The organism is Streptomyces sp. NBC_00425, from assembly GCF_036030735.1.
In the GTDB taxonomy this organism is placed as follows: domain Bacteria; phylum Actinomycetota; class Actinomycetes; order Streptomycetales; family Streptomycetaceae; genus Streptomyces.
Genome location: NZ_CP107928.1, coordinates 5,401,022 through 5,415,888, shown reverse-complemented (window position 1 = coordinate 5,415,888; position 14,867 = coordinate 5,401,022). Strand labels below are relative to the sequence as shown.

12 protein-coding genes are annotated in these 14,867 nt (G+C 73.7%); 2 read left to right on the top strand and 10 right to left on the bottom strand.

Going from position 1 to position 14,867, the window contains the following annotated elements; all coding sequences use genetic code 11:
• Window positions 1-142: 142 nt before the first annotated feature.
• A complete protein-coding gene (locus OHS82_RS23445; RefSeq protein ID WP_057579026.1) occupies window positions 143-1,195 on the top strand; it encodes an isopenicillin N synthase family dioxygenase in 1,053 nt (350 codons plus the stop codon).
• Window positions 1,196-1,249: 54 nt separating this feature from the next.
• On the opposite strand, the gene OHS82_RS23440 is transcribed toward OHS82_RS23445, so the two are convergent.
• Entirely contained in the window at window positions 1,250-2,350 is a 1,101-nt protein-coding gene (locus OHS82_RS23440; RefSeq protein WP_057579028.1) for a citrate synthase 2, read from the bottom strand.
• A gap of 245 nt (window positions 2,351-2,595) precedes the next feature.
• Here OHS82_RS23440 and pdxH point away from each other — a divergent pair, with 245 nt between their 5' ends.
• Complete coding sequence (gene pdxH, locus OHS82_RS23435) at window positions 2,596-3,318, top strand: pyridoxamine 5'-phosphate oxidase (RefSeq protein ID WP_328434410.1); 723 nt, start codon at window positions 2,596-2,598, stop codon at window positions 3,316-3,318.
• A gap of 150 nt (window positions 3,319-3,468) precedes the next feature.
• Here the strand turns inward: pdxH and OHS82_RS23430 are convergent, their stop codons facing one another.
• The 9 genes from OHS82_RS23430 to OHS82_RS23390 form a co-directional block, all read right to left on the bottom strand.
• Window positions 3,469-4,077 (bottom strand): TetR/AcrR family transcriptional regulator, encoded by a 609-nt coding sequence (locus OHS82_RS23430; protein WP_057579031.1) that lies wholly within the window; start codon window positions 4,075-4,077, stop codon window positions 3,469-3,471.
• Window positions 4,065-4,814, bottom strand: a complete 750-nt coding sequence (locus OHS82_RS23425; RefSeq protein WP_057579033.1) for an enoyl-CoA hydratase family protein — start codon at window positions 4,812-4,814, stop codon at window positions 4,065-4,067. The genes OHS82_RS23430 and OHS82_RS23425 overlap by 13 nt, the downstream gene beginning before the upstream one ends.
• A complete protein-coding gene (locus OHS82_RS23420) occupies window positions 4,811-6,379 on the bottom strand; it encodes a 4-coumarate--CoA ligase family protein (RefSeq protein WP_328434409.1) in 1,569 nt (522 codons plus the stop codon). Before OHS82_RS23420 ends, OHS82_RS23425 begins: the two co-directional genes overlap by 4 nt.
• 74 nt (window positions 6,380-6,453) lie before the next feature.
• Entirely contained in the window at window positions 6,454-7,584 is a 1,131-nt protein-coding gene (locus OHS82_RS23415) for an acyl-CoA dehydrogenase family protein (RefSeq protein ID WP_057579037.1), read from the bottom strand.
• An 82-nt stretch (window positions 7,585-7,666) separates the two neighbouring features.
• Window positions 7,667-9,514, bottom strand: a complete 1,848-nt coding sequence (locus OHS82_RS23410; RefSeq protein ID WP_057579039.1) for an acetyl/propionyl/methylcrotonyl-CoA carboxylase subunit alpha — start codon at window positions 9,512-9,514, stop codon at window positions 7,667-7,669.
• Window positions 9,515-9,519: 5 nt separating this feature from the next.
• Window positions 9,520-11,118 (bottom strand): acyl-CoA carboxylase subunit beta, encoded by a 1,599-nt coding sequence (locus tag OHS82_RS23405; RefSeq protein WP_057579041.1) that lies wholly within the window; start codon window positions 11,116-11,118, stop codon window positions 9,520-9,522.
• The gene (locus OHS82_RS23400; protein WP_057579043.1) at window positions 11,115-12,809 is read right to left on the bottom strand and encodes an acyclic terpene utilization AtuA family protein; all 1,695 of its coding nucleotides are present in this window, start codon (window positions 12,807-12,809) and stop codon (window positions 11,115-11,117) included. The genes OHS82_RS23405 and OHS82_RS23400 overlap by 4 nt, the downstream gene beginning before the upstream one ends.
• On the bottom strand, window positions 12,806-13,600 hold the full coding sequence (locus tag OHS82_RS23395; protein WP_057579045.1) for a TIGR03084 family metal-binding protein: 795 nt from the start codon (window positions 13,598-13,600) through the stop codon (window positions 12,806-12,808). Before OHS82_RS23395 ends, OHS82_RS23400 begins: the two co-directional genes overlap by 4 nt.
• A 166-nt stretch (window positions 13,601-13,766) precedes the next feature.
• Complete coding sequence (locus OHS82_RS23390) at window positions 13,767-14,726, bottom strand: EamA family transporter (RefSeq protein WP_057579046.1); 960 nt, start codon at window positions 14,724-14,726, stop codon at window positions 13,767-13,769.
• Window positions 14,727-14,867 lie beyond the last annotated feature (141 nt).

Sequence of the window (14,867 nt, the reverse complement as noted above, 5' to 3'; positions counted from 1 at the left end):
GCGTTTCTCGCTGTTTCTCCGCGTTTCTCCGCGTGCTGCGCGGTTCTCCGCGGTTCTGCGTTTCCCCGTCTCTGCCCACCTGGCACCCATGGGCCGGCCCACCCCACGCCGGCCGCGGGCCCCGTACACCCACGGACGCACCATGACGAGCGTGACCCCCCTCCCGCACCGCGCCGACCAGGCCGAACCGTCCTACCGGCAACTGCCGGTCATCGATCTCTCCGCCGCCGACCGCGGACCCCGGGCGCGGAAACTGCTGCACGCGCAGCTGCACGGCGCCGCGCACGACGTCGGCTTCTTCCAGCTGGTCGGCCACGGGGTCGGCCGGCGCGAGACCGAGGATCTGCTGACCGCCATGCGGGCCTTCTTCGCGCTGCCCGAGGCCGAGCGGCTCGCGATCGACAACGTGAACTCGCCGCACTTCCGCGGATACACGCGGACCGGCGACGAGCGGACCGGCGGCCGACAGGACTGGCGGGACCAGCTCGACATCGGGGCGGAGCGGCCCGCGCGGGCGCCGGGACCGGACGAGCCCGCGTACTGGTGGCTGCAGGGACCCAACCAGTGGCCCGGCGGGCTGCCCGCGCTGCGCACGGCGGCGCTCGCCTGGATCGAGCGGCTGAGCGCCGTCGCCGAGAAGTTGCTGCACGAACTGCTCGCCGCCATCGGGGCGCCCGCGGACTTCTACGACCCGGTCTTCGGGGAGCGGGCCCATCCCCATCTGAAGCTCGTGCGGTATCCCGGGAGTGCGGGGGACGGGGCCGGTCAGGGGGTGGGAGCCCACAAGGACTACGGGTTCCTGACCCTGCTCCTCCAGGACCGGGTGGGCGGACTCCAGGTGCAGCGCGAGGACGGACGCTTCCATGACGTCCCGCCGCTGGACGGGGCCTTCGTGGTGAACCTCGGAGAGCTGCTGGAGGTGGCGACGAACGGGTATCTCCTGGCCACCAACCACCGGGTGGTGTCGCCGCCGAGCGCGGTCGAGCGGTACTCCGTGCCGTTCTTCTACAACCCGCGCCTGGACGCCCGCGTCGAGCCGCTGCCCTTCCCGCACGCCTCCACCGCGCGCGGGGTGACCGACGACCCCGCCAACCCGCTCTTCGCCGAGTACGGCTTCAACGAGCTGAAGGGCAAGCTGCGCGCCCACCCACTGGTGGCCGAGCGGCATCACGCGGAGCTGCTCAGCCCCGCGTGATCACCGGCCCGGCCCGGCCCGCACCGCGCGGCAGGGCGGGGCGCCCGGCCCGGCTCAGTTCGCGATGTCGCCGTAGCCCTCGATCTCCCGCGGGTTGCGGGAGCCCGGGCCGATGTAGCGGGCCGACGGACGGACCAGACGGCCGGTGCGCTTCTGCTCCAGGATGTGCGCCGACCAGCCGGCCGTGCGGGCGCAGGTGAACATGGACGTGAACATGTGCGCCGGGACCTCGGCGAAGTCCAGCACGATGGCCGCCCAGAACTCGACGTTCGTCGCGAGGACCCGGTCCGGGCGGCGGGCGTGGAGCTCGGCGAGTGCGGCCTTCTCCAGGGCCTCGGCGATCTCGAAACGGGGTGCGCCGAGCTCGCGGGCGGTGCGGCGCAGCACGCGCGCGCGGGGGTCCTCGGCGCGGTAGACGCGGTGACCGAAGCCCATCAGGCGCTCGCCCCTGTCCAGGGCCTGCTTGACGTAGGCGTCGGCGTCGCCGGTCCGTTCGATCTCCTCGATCATGCCGAGGACGCGGGAGGGGGCGCCGCCGTGCAGCGGACCGGACATGGCGCCCACGGCGCCGGAGAGCGCGGCGGCGACGTCGGCGCCGGTCGAGGCGATCACCCGGGCGGTGAAGGTGGACGCGTTCATGCCGTGTTCGGCCGCGGACGTCCAGTAGGCGTCGACCGCCTTCACGTGCTTGGGATCGGGCTCGCCGCGCCAGCGGATCATGAACCGTTCGACGACGGAGCGGGCCTTGTCGATCTCCCGCTGGGGGACCATGGGCGTGCCCTGGCCGCGCGCCGACTGGGCGACGTAGGAGAGGGCCATGACGGCGGCGCGTGCGAGGTCCTCACGGGCCTGCTCGGCGTCGATGTCGAGGAGGGGCTTGAGTCCCCAGACGGGCGCGAGCATGGCGAGCGCGGACTGGACGTCGACGCGGATGTCGCCGGAGTGGACGGGGATGGGGAACGGCTCGGCGGGCGGCAGCCCGGGGTTGAAGGCGCCGTCCACGAGCAGGCCCCAGACGTTGCCGAAGGAGACATGGCCGACCAGGTCCTCGATGTCGACGCCCCGGTACCGCAGGGCGCCGCCCTCCTTGTCGGGTTCGGCGATCTCCGTCTCGAACGCGACGACTCCTTCGAGTCCGGGTACGAAGTCGGACATCAGGCGGCTCCTCGTGAGTGTGCGACGGATGGCGCCGGCGGATCCGCGGTCCGGGACGCGTCGAGACGGGTCGACGTGCGGGGACTCGCGGTCCTGGCGCTCTCCCCAGTGATGCCCCGTAGGGCCGGCGGTCACCCGACCGGGGTGGCATCTCACCCTATCCGCGAGTGCCACCTTTGGGGAGTGTCAGCGGCACTCAGTGCCATTCGGTGCCGGCCCGGGTGGGTCGTCCGCCTCGGCGGGCCATGCGGCAGGATGGCCGTGTGACCGACGCAGACGCCGCCTCCCCCGGACCGGTCCTCGGTGCCGGTCCCGGTCCCGCGCTCGACCCCGCCGCCATGCGCAAGCAGTACCGGGTCGAGGGAATCGCCGAGGCCGAGCTGGCCGCGACGCCCGTGGCGCAGTTCGCCCGTTGGTTCAAGGACGCGGCCGTGGAGGCCCACCTCTTCGAGCCGAACGCCATGGTCGTCTCCACCGCGGACGCCGAGGGCCGGCCCAGCTCGCGCACGGTGCTGCTGAAGCAGTTCGACGAGCAGGGCTTCGTCTTCTACACCAACTACGACTCCCGCAAGGCCCGCGACCTCGCCGCGAACCCGCACGTCTCGCTGCTCTTCCCGTGGCATCCGATGGCCCGGCAGGTCATCGTGCAGGGCGTGGCGCGGCGCACCGGGCGCGACGAGACGGCGGCGTACTTCCGCACCCGGCCGCACGGCTCCCAGCTCGGCGCGTGGGCCAGCGCCCAGTCCTCGGTGATCGCCTCGCGCGACGGTCTCGACGCCTCCTACGCCGAGCTGGCGGCCCGCTACCCGGAGGGCGAGCAGGTGCCGGTGCCGCCGCACTGGGGCGGTTTCCGGGTGGCGCCGCGGTCCGTGGAGTTCTGGCAGGGCCGTATGAACCGTTTGCACGACCGACTGCGGTACGTGGCGCAGCCGGACGGCACCTGGCGCACGGAGCGACTCAGCCCCTGACCGGCCGCGCCCCGGCTCTCGGAGCCTGCCGAGCGCCCCGGCCTCTGAGCATGGCGAGCCTCTCGGCCGCTGAGCGTGAAGGGCGGCCCGGCCGCTGAGGGTGGCGAGCGACCCGGCGTCCGTGGCGGCGCGATCCGCACGACACCGCTCTCAGCCGAGCGCCTCGTCCAGCAGTGCCGCCCACTGCGCCACCACCCGCTCGCGGCGCGGCCCGTCGTCGGTGAGGAGGTTGGCGAGGCCGAGGCCGCGGGCCATGTCGAGGAGTCCCTGGACCCTCTCGCGGACCCCGGGCAGGGACTCGTCGGCGTCAAGGAGCTCCACGGCTATGCGGTGGGTCTCGCGGCCCACCCGGGCCTCCAGTTCGGTGACCCGCGGGCGCAGCTGCTCCTCGTTGGAGGCGGCCACCCACAGGTGCAGGGCGGCCCGGAAGAGGGGGCCGGTGTAGAGGTCGACGAGGGCGGAGACGACCGCGCGCCGGTCGCCGGCCGCGCCCTGCGGGAACAGGGCGCGCAACGCGGTCGAGCGTTCCTCGGCGACGTACTCGACGGCCGCGGTGAACAGGTCCTCGCGGGTGGGGAAGTGGTGCTGGGCGGCTCCGCGGGAGACGCCCGCGCGTTCGGCGACGACGGAGACCGTGGAGCCCGCCCAGCCGCGCTCGCCGAGGCAGGCGACGGCGGCCTCCAGAAGCCGCTGCCGGGTGGCCCGGCTGCGGTCCTGCTTGGGGACACGGTCGCGGTCCACCGCGCTCACAGCGCCCATGCGGGATCCCGTCGTTCGAGGAAGGCCGTCATCCCCTCGCGGGCCTCGGCGGTGGAGAACAACCGGGCCGAGAGTGCGGTGAGACCGGCGGCATCCCGGTCGAATGCCTCCAGCACCCTAGCCGTGAGCAGCCGTTTCGTCTCGGCCAGCCCCTGCGGGGCGGATCTGCGGAGCCCCTCCAGGACGGGGTCGAGGACGGCGTCGACGTCGTCGCCGGCCGCGGTCAGCAGGCCGATCCGGGCGGCCTCGGGGGCGTCGAAGCGCTCGCCGGTGAGGTAGTAGCGGGCGAGGGCCCGCGGGTCGGTGCGCGGGAGCAGCGGCAGGGAGATCACCGCCGGCGCCACCCCGATCCGGACCTCCGTGAACGCGAAGGACGACGCGGTGGAGGCGGCCGTGACGTCGCAGGCGGCGAGCAGCCCGAGCCCGCCGGCCCGGACGTGCCCGGCGACACGGGCGACGACCGGCTTGGGCAGGGCGACGATCCGGCGCAGCAGGCCGACGAACGCGTCCGGGCCGGGCGGGTCGCGCAGGTCGGCGCCGGCGCAGAACGTGCCGCCGGTGTGGGTGAGGACGACCGCGCGGACGCCGGGGTCCTCGGCGCAGTCCGCGAGGGCGTCGGTGAGGGCGCCGACGAGCGCCGAGGAGAGGGCGTTGCGGGTGGCGGGCGCGTCGAGGCTGAGCGTCTCGACGCCCCGCGCGCGAGTGCGTCCGATCAGGGGCGCCGTGGCCGTCGTCATGCGCGCTCCCGCAGCCGGCGGCGGAGGATCTTGCCCGAGGCGGCTCTGGGCACGGCGTCGACGAAGGTGACGTGGCGGACGCGCTTGTAGGGGGCGACCCGTTCGGCGACGTACATCGCGACCTCGCCCGCGGCGAGTTCGGGTGCGGTGGGCCGGCGGACCACGAAGGCGTGCGGGACCTCGTTGCCGTCGTCGTCGTAGACGCCGATGACGGCCGCGTCCGCGATCTGCGGGTGGGTGAGCAGCAGTGCCTCGAGTTCGGCGGGGGCCACCTGGAAGCCCTTGTACTTGATGAGCTCCTTGACGCGGTCGACGACGAACAGCCAGCCGTCCTCGTCGACGCGCCCGACGTCGCCGGTGTGCAGCCAGCCGGCGTCGTCGATCATGTCGGCGGTGGCGTCGGGGCGTCCCAGGTAGCCCTTCATGACCTGCGGTCCGCGGATGAGGATCTCGCCGGCCTCGCCGACGCCGAGATCCTTGTCGGGATCGTCGAGGGAGACGATCCGCATCTCGGTGCCGGCGATGAGCCGGCCGACGGTGCCGCCGGGCGCCTCGCGCATGGCGGACAGCGGGACGACGTGGGTGCCCGGCGACAGTTCCGTCATTCCGTAGGCCTGGCCCACGGGCGGGAGGTTCAGGCGCTCGGCGCAGGCCGCGGCGAGGGCGGCGTCCAGCGGTGCGGCCGCACTGATCACGTACTTCAGCGACGTCAGGTCGTAGGCGGCGACCGCCGGGTGCTTGGCGAGGGCGAGGACGATCGGCGGGGCCACGTACAGGCCGGTGATGCGGTGCTTCTGGATGGCGGCGAGGAACGTCTCGAGGTCGAAGCGGGGCAGGACGACGACGGTGGCGCCCTGCCGCAGCGGGGCGTTCATCAGGGCGGTGAGGCCGTAGATGTGGAAGAAGGGCAGCACGGCGAGGATGCGGTCGCCGGGTCCCGCGGAGATCGCCGGTTCGAGCTGGGCCAGGTTGGTGGCGATCTGCCGGTGGGTGAGCATGACGCCCTTGGGCACGCCGGTGGTGCCGGAGGAGTACGGCAGGGCCGCGACGTCGGCCACCGGGTCGATGGTCACCTGCGGTTCGGGGGCCGCCGAGCCGAGCATGTCGACCAGCGAGCGGTGCCCGGGGGCGGTGTCGCAGACGAAGATCTCCTCGACGCCGCCCGCGAGTTCGGCGGCCCGCCGGGCCGTCTGCAGCAGCGGCGAGACGGTGACGATCCAGCGGGCGGCCGAGTCGCCGAGCTGTTTGGCGAACTCCTCGGCGGTGGCGAGCGGATGCACCGTGGTGACGGTGGCGCCCGCGCGGGTGGCCGCGTAGAAGGCGATCGGGAACGCGACGGTGTTGGGGCTGTGCAGGGCCAGCACGTCGCCCTTGGCGACGCCGGCCTCGGCGAGGGCAGCGGCGACCCGCCGGTGGAACCGGTCCAGCTGGTCGTACGTGAGGGTGGTGCCGTCCGTGCCGTCGACGAGGGCGGGCAGCTCGCCGAACTCGGCGGCACGGCCCAGCACGACGTCGTGGATGGGGAGTTCTATGGGCGGGACGTCTGCGTACGCGCTGCGGAACATGGTTCCTCCTCGGGCGCCGGGCACGTCGGTGTGCCGGTTCGGGCGCTTCGGGCCGGTGCGGCCGGTGAGACGGTTCAGTACGACTTGGGCAGGCCCAGGGTCTGGTGGGAGACGTAGTTGAGAATCATCTCCCGGCTCACCGGGGCGATACGAGCCACGCGGGAGGCCGTTATCAACCGGGCGAGGCCGAACTCCCGCGTGAGGCCGTTGCCGCCGAGGGTGTGGACGGCCTGGTCGACGGCCTTCACACACGCCTCGCCCGCCGCGTACTTGGCCATGTTGGCGGCCTCGCCCGCGCCCGCGTCGTCGCCCGCGTCGTACAGGTGGGCCGCCTTCTGCATCATCAGGCGGGCCAGTTCGAGGTCGATGTGGGCCTGTGCGAGGGGGTGCGCGATGGCCTGGTGGGCGCCGATGGGGGTGTCCCAGACGGTGCGTTCGCGCGCGTACTCGATCGCTCGGGCCAGCGCGTGCCGGCCCATGCCGACAGCGAAGGCGGCCGTCATGATGCGCTCCGGGTTCAGACCGGCGAAGAGCTGCAGCAGCCCGGCGTCCTCGTCGCCCACCAGGGCGTCGGCCGGGAGCCGCACGTCGTCCAGGACGAGCTCGAACTGCTTCTCCACGCTGTGCAGTTCCATGTCGATCCGGCGGCGGGAGAAGCCGGGCGCGTCGCGCGGGACGATGAACAGGCAGGGCTTGAGGCGGCCCGTGCGCGCGTCTTCGGTGCGGCCGACGATCAGGGTCGCGTCGGCGATGTCCACGCCGGAGACGAAGACCTTGCGACCGGTCAGCAGCCAGTCGCCGCTCGCGGGGTCGCGGCGGGCGGTGGTGGTGATGCGGTGGCTGTTGGAGCCGGCGTCGGGTTCGGTGATGCCGAACGCCATGAGGCGGCTGCCGTCGGCCAGCGCCGGGAGCCACGTCTGTTTCTGGGCCTCGGTGCCGAAGCGGGCGATGACCGTGCCGCAGATCGCCGGGGAGACGATCATCATCAGGAGCGGATTGCCCGCGGCGCCCATCTCCTCGAGGACGAGGGAGAGTTCGGTGATGCCGCCGCCTCCGCCTCCGTAGGCCTCCGGGAGGTTGACGCCGATGTAGCCGAGTTCGGCGGCCGCCCGCCAGAGGTCTGCGGTGTCGGTGTGGGCCTTGGCGAAGGAGGTCACCGCCGCGCGGAGTGCCTTGTGCTCGTCGGATTCGATCAGGGTCGTCACTGTGGCTCCTTTGACTGCGGGTTCGTCGTGGCCGGTCGCGCTCACGCGGCGGAGCCGCATGTCGATGCAGCCCCGCGCGCCCCTAGGTGTCCTGCACCACGGCCAGCAGGGTGCCGACCTGGACCTGCTGTCCTTCCGTCACCCGGACCTCCGTCACGGTTCCCGTCGCCGGGGCGGAGATGAGGTGTTGCATCTTCATCGCTTCGAGCCACACCAGTGGTTCACCCGCTTCGACACTCGATCCGGTGATGAGACCGGGCGCGAGCTTGACGACCGTGCCCGGCATCGGGGCCAGGAGGGAACCGGGGGCGTGCTGGGCCTGCGGGGCCGGGAAGCGCGGGAGGGCCGTGAGGGTCTCACCGTTGACGTGGACCTGGTCGCCGTAGCGGGCGATCTCGTAGCGGTGGCGTACGCCGTCGGACTCCAGGACGACCAGGGACGGGCTCGCGTGGACGACCTGGACGCCCTCGGCCGTGAGCCCGGACCGGCCGTGTGTGTACGCCACCTCGATCTCCTCGCCGCCCACCGCGTACCGCTTCGTCTGCGGCGCGGACGGCACGTTGCGCCAGCCGCCGAACGGTGAGCGGGTGCGGGCCTCGGCGAGGGCGGCGGCCAGCGGGGCGTACGGGTCGGTCGCCGGGGCGGTGAGGTCGCCGAGGTGCCGGTCGTAGAAGCCGGTGTCCATGCGGGCGGACGTGAACTCCGGGTGCCGCAGGGAACGGACCAGCAGGTCGCGGTTGGTGACCGGCCCGTGCACGACCATGCGTTCCAGAGCGCCCGCGAGCCTGCGGACCGCCTCCGCGCGCGTGGGGGCGTGGGCGACCACCTTGGCGAGCATCGGGTCGTAGTGGACGCCGATGTCGTCGCCGTCGCCGTAGCCGGTGTCCAGCCGGACGCCCCCGGGGACGGACAGACGGTGCAGGACGCCGGTCTGCGGGGTCCAGTCGGCCGCCGGATCCTCCGCGTAGAGGCGGGCCTCGACGGCGTGACCGCGGGCGGGCGGCGGCTCCGGGGCGAGGGCGGCGCCCTCCGCGACCCGGATCTGCTCGGCCACCAGGTCGAGCCCGAAGACGGCCTCCGTGACGGGGTGTTCGACCTGGAGGCGGGTGTTCATCTCCAGGAAGTGCGGGCGGCCGTCCGCGACGAGGAACTCGACGGTGCCGGCGCCGACGTAGGAGACGGCCCGCGCGGCGCGCACGGCCAGCGCGCGCAGTTCCTCCGCCAGGGGCTCGGCGAGACCCGGCGCCGGCGCCTCCTCGATCACCTTCTGGTGGCGCCGCTGGAGCGAGCAGTCGCGGGTGCCGAGCGCCCACACCGTGCCGTGTGCGTCCGCGAGGATCTGCACCTCGACATGACGGCCGTTCTCCACGTACGGCTCGACGAACACCTCGCCGTCGCCGAAGGCGCTCGCGGCCTCGGCGCGCGCGCCCTCCAGCGCGGGGCCCAGCTCCGTCAGGCGGCGCACGACGCGCATGCCGCGCCCGCCGCCGCCCGCCGCCGCCTTCACCAGCACGGGCAGGTCGGCCTCCGTCACCTCGTCCGCGGCCAGGGCGGTGAGGCCCATGAGCTGTTTGGCGCGGGTCTTGGAGGCCATGGCCTCGATCGCCTCGGGGGGCGGCCCGATCCAGACGAGGCCCGCGTCCAGGACGGCGCGCGCGAAGTCGGCGTTCTCGGACAGGAAGCCGTAGCCGGGGTGCACGGCGTCCGCGCCCGCGGCGACGGCGGCCTTCACCACGAGGTCGGCGCGCAGGTAGGTGTCGGCGGGCGAGCTGCCGGGCAGCCGCACGGCCGCGTCCGCCACGCGCGTGTGGAGCGCGCCGGCGTCGGCGTCCGAGTGCACGGCGACGGTGCGGACGCCCGCCTCCCGGCAGGTGCGGAAGACGCGGCAGGCGATCTCGCCGCGGTTGGCCACCAGAACGGAAGTAATCATGAGCCTCACATCCGGAAGACGCCGAAGCCGCCGCGGGCGCCCTCGTACGGGGCCGTGTGCACGGCCGACAGGCACAGTCCGAGGACGGTGCGGGTGTCGCGCGGGTCGATGACGCCGTCGTCGTACAGGCGCCCCGACAGGAACATGGGCAGGGACTCGGACTCGATCTGCTGTTCCACCATGGCGCGCAGGGCGGCGTCGGCGTCCTCGTCGTAGGGGTGGCCCTTCGCGGCCGCCGACTGGCGGGCGACGATCGACAGGACGCCGGCGAGCTGCTGCGGGCCCATCACGGCCGACTTGGCGCTCGGCCAGGCGAACAGGAACCGGGGGTCGTAGGCGCGTCCGCACATGCCGTAGTGGCCGGCGCCGTACGACGCGCCCATGAGCACCGACAGGTGCGGAACCTTCGAGTTGGACACCGCGTTGATCATCATCGCGCCGTGCTTGATGATGCCGCCCTGCTCGTACTCCTTGCCGACCATGTAGCCGGTGGTGTTGTGCAGGAAGAGCAGCGGGATGTCGCGCTGGTTGGCGAGCTGGATGAACTGGGCGGCCTTCTGCGACTCGGCGCTGAACAGGACGCCCTGGGCGTTCGCCAGGATGCCGACGGGGTAGCCGTGCAGGCTCGCCCAGCCGGTGACGAGGCTCGTCCCGTACAGCGGTTTGAACTCGTCGAAGTCGGAGGCGTCGACGATCCTGGCGATGACCTCGCGCGGATCGAAGGGGGTCCGCAGGTCCCCTGGCACGATGCCCAGGAGCTCTTCCTCGTCGTACTCGGGAGGGACGGCGGGGCCCGGGTCCGGGTACGCCTTGCGGTGGTTGAGGCGGGCCACCACGCGCCGTGCCTGACGCAGCGCGTCCCGCTCGTCGACGGCGAAGTGGTCGGCGAGGCCGGACACGCGCGCGTGCATCTCGGCGCCGCCCAGGGACTCGTCGTCGCTCTCCTCCCCGGTGGCCATCTTCACCAGCGGCGGCCCGCCGAGGAACACCTTCGCCCGCTCCTTGACCATGATCACGTGGTCGGACATGCCGGGGACGTACGCGCCGCCCGCGGTCGAGTTGCCGAAGACCACGGCGACGGTCGGGATGCCGGCGGCGGAGAGCCGGGTCAGATCGCGGAAGACGGCCCCGCCCGGGATGAAGATCTCCTTCTGGGAGGGCAGGTCGGCGCCGCCGGACTCGACCAGGCTGATGCAGGGCAGCCGGTTGGTGAGCGCGATGTCGTTGGCCCGCAGGGCCTTCTTCAGCGACCAGGGGTTGGTGGCGCCGCCCCGCACGGTCGGGTCGTTGGCGGTGATCAGGCACTCCACGCCCTCGACGACGCCGATGCCGGTCACGAGGGACGCGCCGACGGCGTGGTCGCTGCCCCAGGCGGCCAGCGGCGACAGTTCCAGGAACGGCGTGTCGGGGTCGAGGAGCAGCTCGATGCGCTCGCGGGCGAGGAGCTTGCCGCGCGCGCGGTGCCGGGCGACGTACTTCTCGCCGCCTCCGGCCGACGCCTTGGCGTGCTCGGCCTCGAGGCCGGCCAGCTTGTCGAGCATGGCCTCGCGGTGGGCACGGTGGTCGGGGCCGTGGATGTCGAGGGCGGACGTGATGACCGTCAAAGGAGGGCCTCCGGGATGTCCAGACAGCGGGAGCGCAGCCATTCGCCGAGCGCCTTGGCCTGTGGGTCGAAGCGGTGCCGGTCGGCCACGCCGGCGCCGAGCAGGCCCTCGACGACGAAGTTCAGGGCGCGCAGCCGGGGCAGGGCGTGCCGGGTGACGGTCAGGGTGCGGCACTCGGGGAGGAGTTCGCGCAGCCGGTCGGTCGTCAGCTCGTGGGCGAGCCAGCGCCAGGCGTCGTCCGTCCGCGCCCAGACGCCGACGTTGGCGTCGCCGCCCTTGTCGCCGCTGCGGGCGCCCGCGACCAGCCCGAGGGGTGCGCGCCGCACGGGGCCGGGCGACAGCGGTTCGGGCAGGTCGGGTTCCGGCGCCGCCTCGAGCGGGCGGGTGCCGTCGGCCGGCGGCGCGGGGACGGTCAGGCGGCGGCCGTCGTGCAGGACGGCGACGTGCTCGACGTCCCCCTGCGGGACGGACGAGGCCTCGAACACGCCGTACGGGGAGCCCTTGCCGGGGGGCGCGAGGAGATGGAAGCCGGGGTAGCTGGCCAGCGCCAGCTCGACGGCGGCCCCGCTCAACGCCCGCCCGACGACGCCCTCTTCGGGGTCGCGCGCGACGAGTCGCAGCAGCGCGCCGGCGGTCTCCTCGGTGTCGGCGTCGGGTCGGTCGGTGCGGACGAGTTCCCAGCGGACGTCCGCTGGGGGCGACTCGGCGAGCGCGTCGGTCATCTGCTCGCGCACCAGTGCCGCCTTGGCCTCGATGTCGAGGCCGGTGAGCACGAAGACGACCTCGTTGCGGAAGCCGCCGAGGCGGGTGCGGCCGACCTTGAGGGCGGGTGGCGGGGCCTCGCCGCGCACGCCGTCGATCCGGACCCGGTCCGGGCCGTCCTGGGTGAGCCGCACGGTGTCCAGCCGGGCGGTGACGTCGGGGCCGGCGTACCGGGCGCCGCCCGTCTCGTACAGCAGCTGGGCGGTCACCGTGCCGACGTCGACGAAACCGCCCGTGCCGGGGTGCTTGGTGATGACGCAGCTGCCGTCCTCGTGGATCTCGGCGAGCGGGAAGCCGGGCCGCCGCAGGTCACGGCCGGCGCCGCCGTCGGCGAAGAACGCGTAGTTGCCGCCCGTCGCCTGTGTCCCGCACTCCAGGACGTGACCGGCGACGACCGCGCCCGCGAGGCGGTCGTACTCCCGCGGCCCCCAGCCGAAACGGGCGGCGGCGGGGCCGGTGACCAGGGCCGCGTCGGTGACCCGCCCGGTGACCACGACGTCCGCGCCCTCGCGCAGACAGGCGGCGATGCCGAAGCCGCCGAGGTAGGCGTGGGCGGTGAGGCTGCCGGGGAACGCGGGGCCGAGGTCGTCGCCCTCGACGTGCGCGACGCGCACCGGGATGCCGAGCCGGTCCGCCGACGCCCGCACGGCGTCGGCGAGCCCGGCCGGGTTGAGGCCGCCGGCGTTGGCGACGATCCGCACCCCGCGCTCGTGGGCGAGGCCGAGGCACTCCTCGAGCTGCCGCAGGAAGGTGCGGGCGTAACCGGCGGCGGGATCCTTCAGCCGGTCGCGGCCCAGGATCAGCATGGTCAGCTCGGCCAGGTAGTCGCCGGTGACGACGTCCAGCTCGCCGCCGGTGAGCATCTCGCGGAGGGCGTCGAAGCGGTCGCCGTAGAAGCCGGAGGCGTTGCCCACGCGCAGCACGCTCACGACGCCGTCCCCTTCGGCGGACGGCCGCTGCCGGGCGGGCCCGCGAAGGCCTGGGCGACGTCCAGCCAGCGGTCGGCGTCGGGGCCCTCGGCGCGCAGACCGAGGTCGGCGCGGTGGGCGCGCTGGGTCACCAGGAGGCAGAAGTCGTAGGCGGAGCCGGTGACCCGGTCGGCGGCGTCCTCGGGACCGTACGTCCACGACTGCCCCGAGGGGCTCCGCAGTTCCACACGGAACTCCTCGAAGGGCGTGGGCAGGCCGTGCACGCCGAACGCGAAGTCACGGGTGCGGACGCCGAGGCGCACGATGTGCCGGAGCCGGTCGGTCGGCACGGGCTCCGCCCCCAACGCGTCCGCCACGTCCAGGCCGTGGGCCCAGGTCTCCATGAGTCGCGCGGTGGCCATCGAGGCGGCGGCCATCGGCGGCCCGTACCAGGGGAAGCGCGCACCCGCCGGGGCGGCGCGCAACGCCTCCTGCAAGGCGTCGCGCCCGGTCCGCCAGTCCGCGAGGAGCTGCCCGGGCGGCTGCGCGGCCCCCTCCTCGGCGCCGTTGTCCACGAAGTCGCCGGGCGCGGCCAGCGCCTTCTCGACCTCACGGGCGAAGGCGTCCCGGTCGGTCACGGCCAGCACGGAGGAACGGTCGGTCCAGGCGAGATGCGCGATCTGGTGCGCGACGGTCCAGCCGGGCGCGGGCGTCGGCAGCGCCCACTGCGCCGCTCCCAACCCGGCCACCAGCCGGTCGAGTTCGTCGCTTTCGGCACGGAGGTCGTCGAGCACGGGGATGGGGTCGGCCATGGGAGGGAGCATGGCAGCGCCCCCAAAAACAATCAAGCATGCTTGCATAATTTCTGCCCGGGCATTCCGGCAGGCATTCCGGCAGGCATTCCGGCCGGGACCGCGGCCAGGGTCACGGCGGTTCTGCGGGATCGAAGAGCCGGCGCACGCGCCTGCGAAGTCGCTCTCACGCCTCCGGGACAGCCGCCTTGCCCCGCCCGACCTGGGTCCGTACCGCGCCCATGCTTGCTGCCACGACCAGGGCGATCGCAGCCGCCTGGACCGTGGTCAGGGCCTGGTCGAGGATGAGGAAGCCCGCGGTGGCGGCGATGGCCGGCTCCAGGCTCATCAGGATCGCGAAGGTGGACGCGGGCAGACGGCGCAGGGCGAGCAGTTCGAGGGTGTAGGGCAGGACCGAGGACAGCAGGGCCACCGCCGCGCCCAGGCCCAGCGTCACCGGGTCGGCGAGCTTCGCGCCCGACTCCACGAGGCCCAGCGGGAGGAAGAGCAGCGCGCCCACCGCCATCGCGAGGGCGAGCCCGTCCGCCTGCGGGAACCGTCGGCCGGTGCGGGCGCTGAAGACGATGTACGCCGCCCACATCGCGCCGGCGCCCAGCGCGAACGCGACGCCCGCCGGGTCGAGCGCCCCGAAGCCTGCGCCGCCCCCACCGCCGCTGAGCAGGAACACGCCCACGAGGGCCAGCGCGGCCCACACCAGGTTCAGCGCGCGACGCGAGGCGACGACCGAGAGGGCCAGCGGGCCGAGGACCTCCAGCGTCACCGCCGGGCCCAGCGGGATGCGGTCCAGCGCCTGGTAGAACAGGCCGTTCATCGCGGCCATCGTGACGCCGAAGACGACGACCGTGCCCCAGTCGGCGCGCGAGTGGCCGCGCAGCCGCGGCCGGCAGACGACCAGCAGCACCACGGCGGCCACCAGCAGCCGCAGCGCCACCACACCCAGGGCGCCCGCCCTCGGCATCAGGGTCACCGCGAGCGCGCCGCCGAACTGCACCGAGATCCCGCCGGCGAGCACCAGGCCGACGGGACCGAGGGAGCCGAACCGGCCCGGGCCGGCCGCGGGAGCGCCGGGAGTCAGCGGTGAGGCGGCAGGGACGGGGGTGGCGGCGGCTGTGTCGGGGGTGGTCACGGGCGGTCCAGGTGTTCGGCTCGGCGAGTTCGACGCGGCGTGTTCATCTTGATGCACTGCCGAGTCCAGATTAGTGGACCCCGACAGGTGTGTGAACCCTTTATGCCTCTGTCTCAGGCTGCGAGACATCGAGGCCGGAGT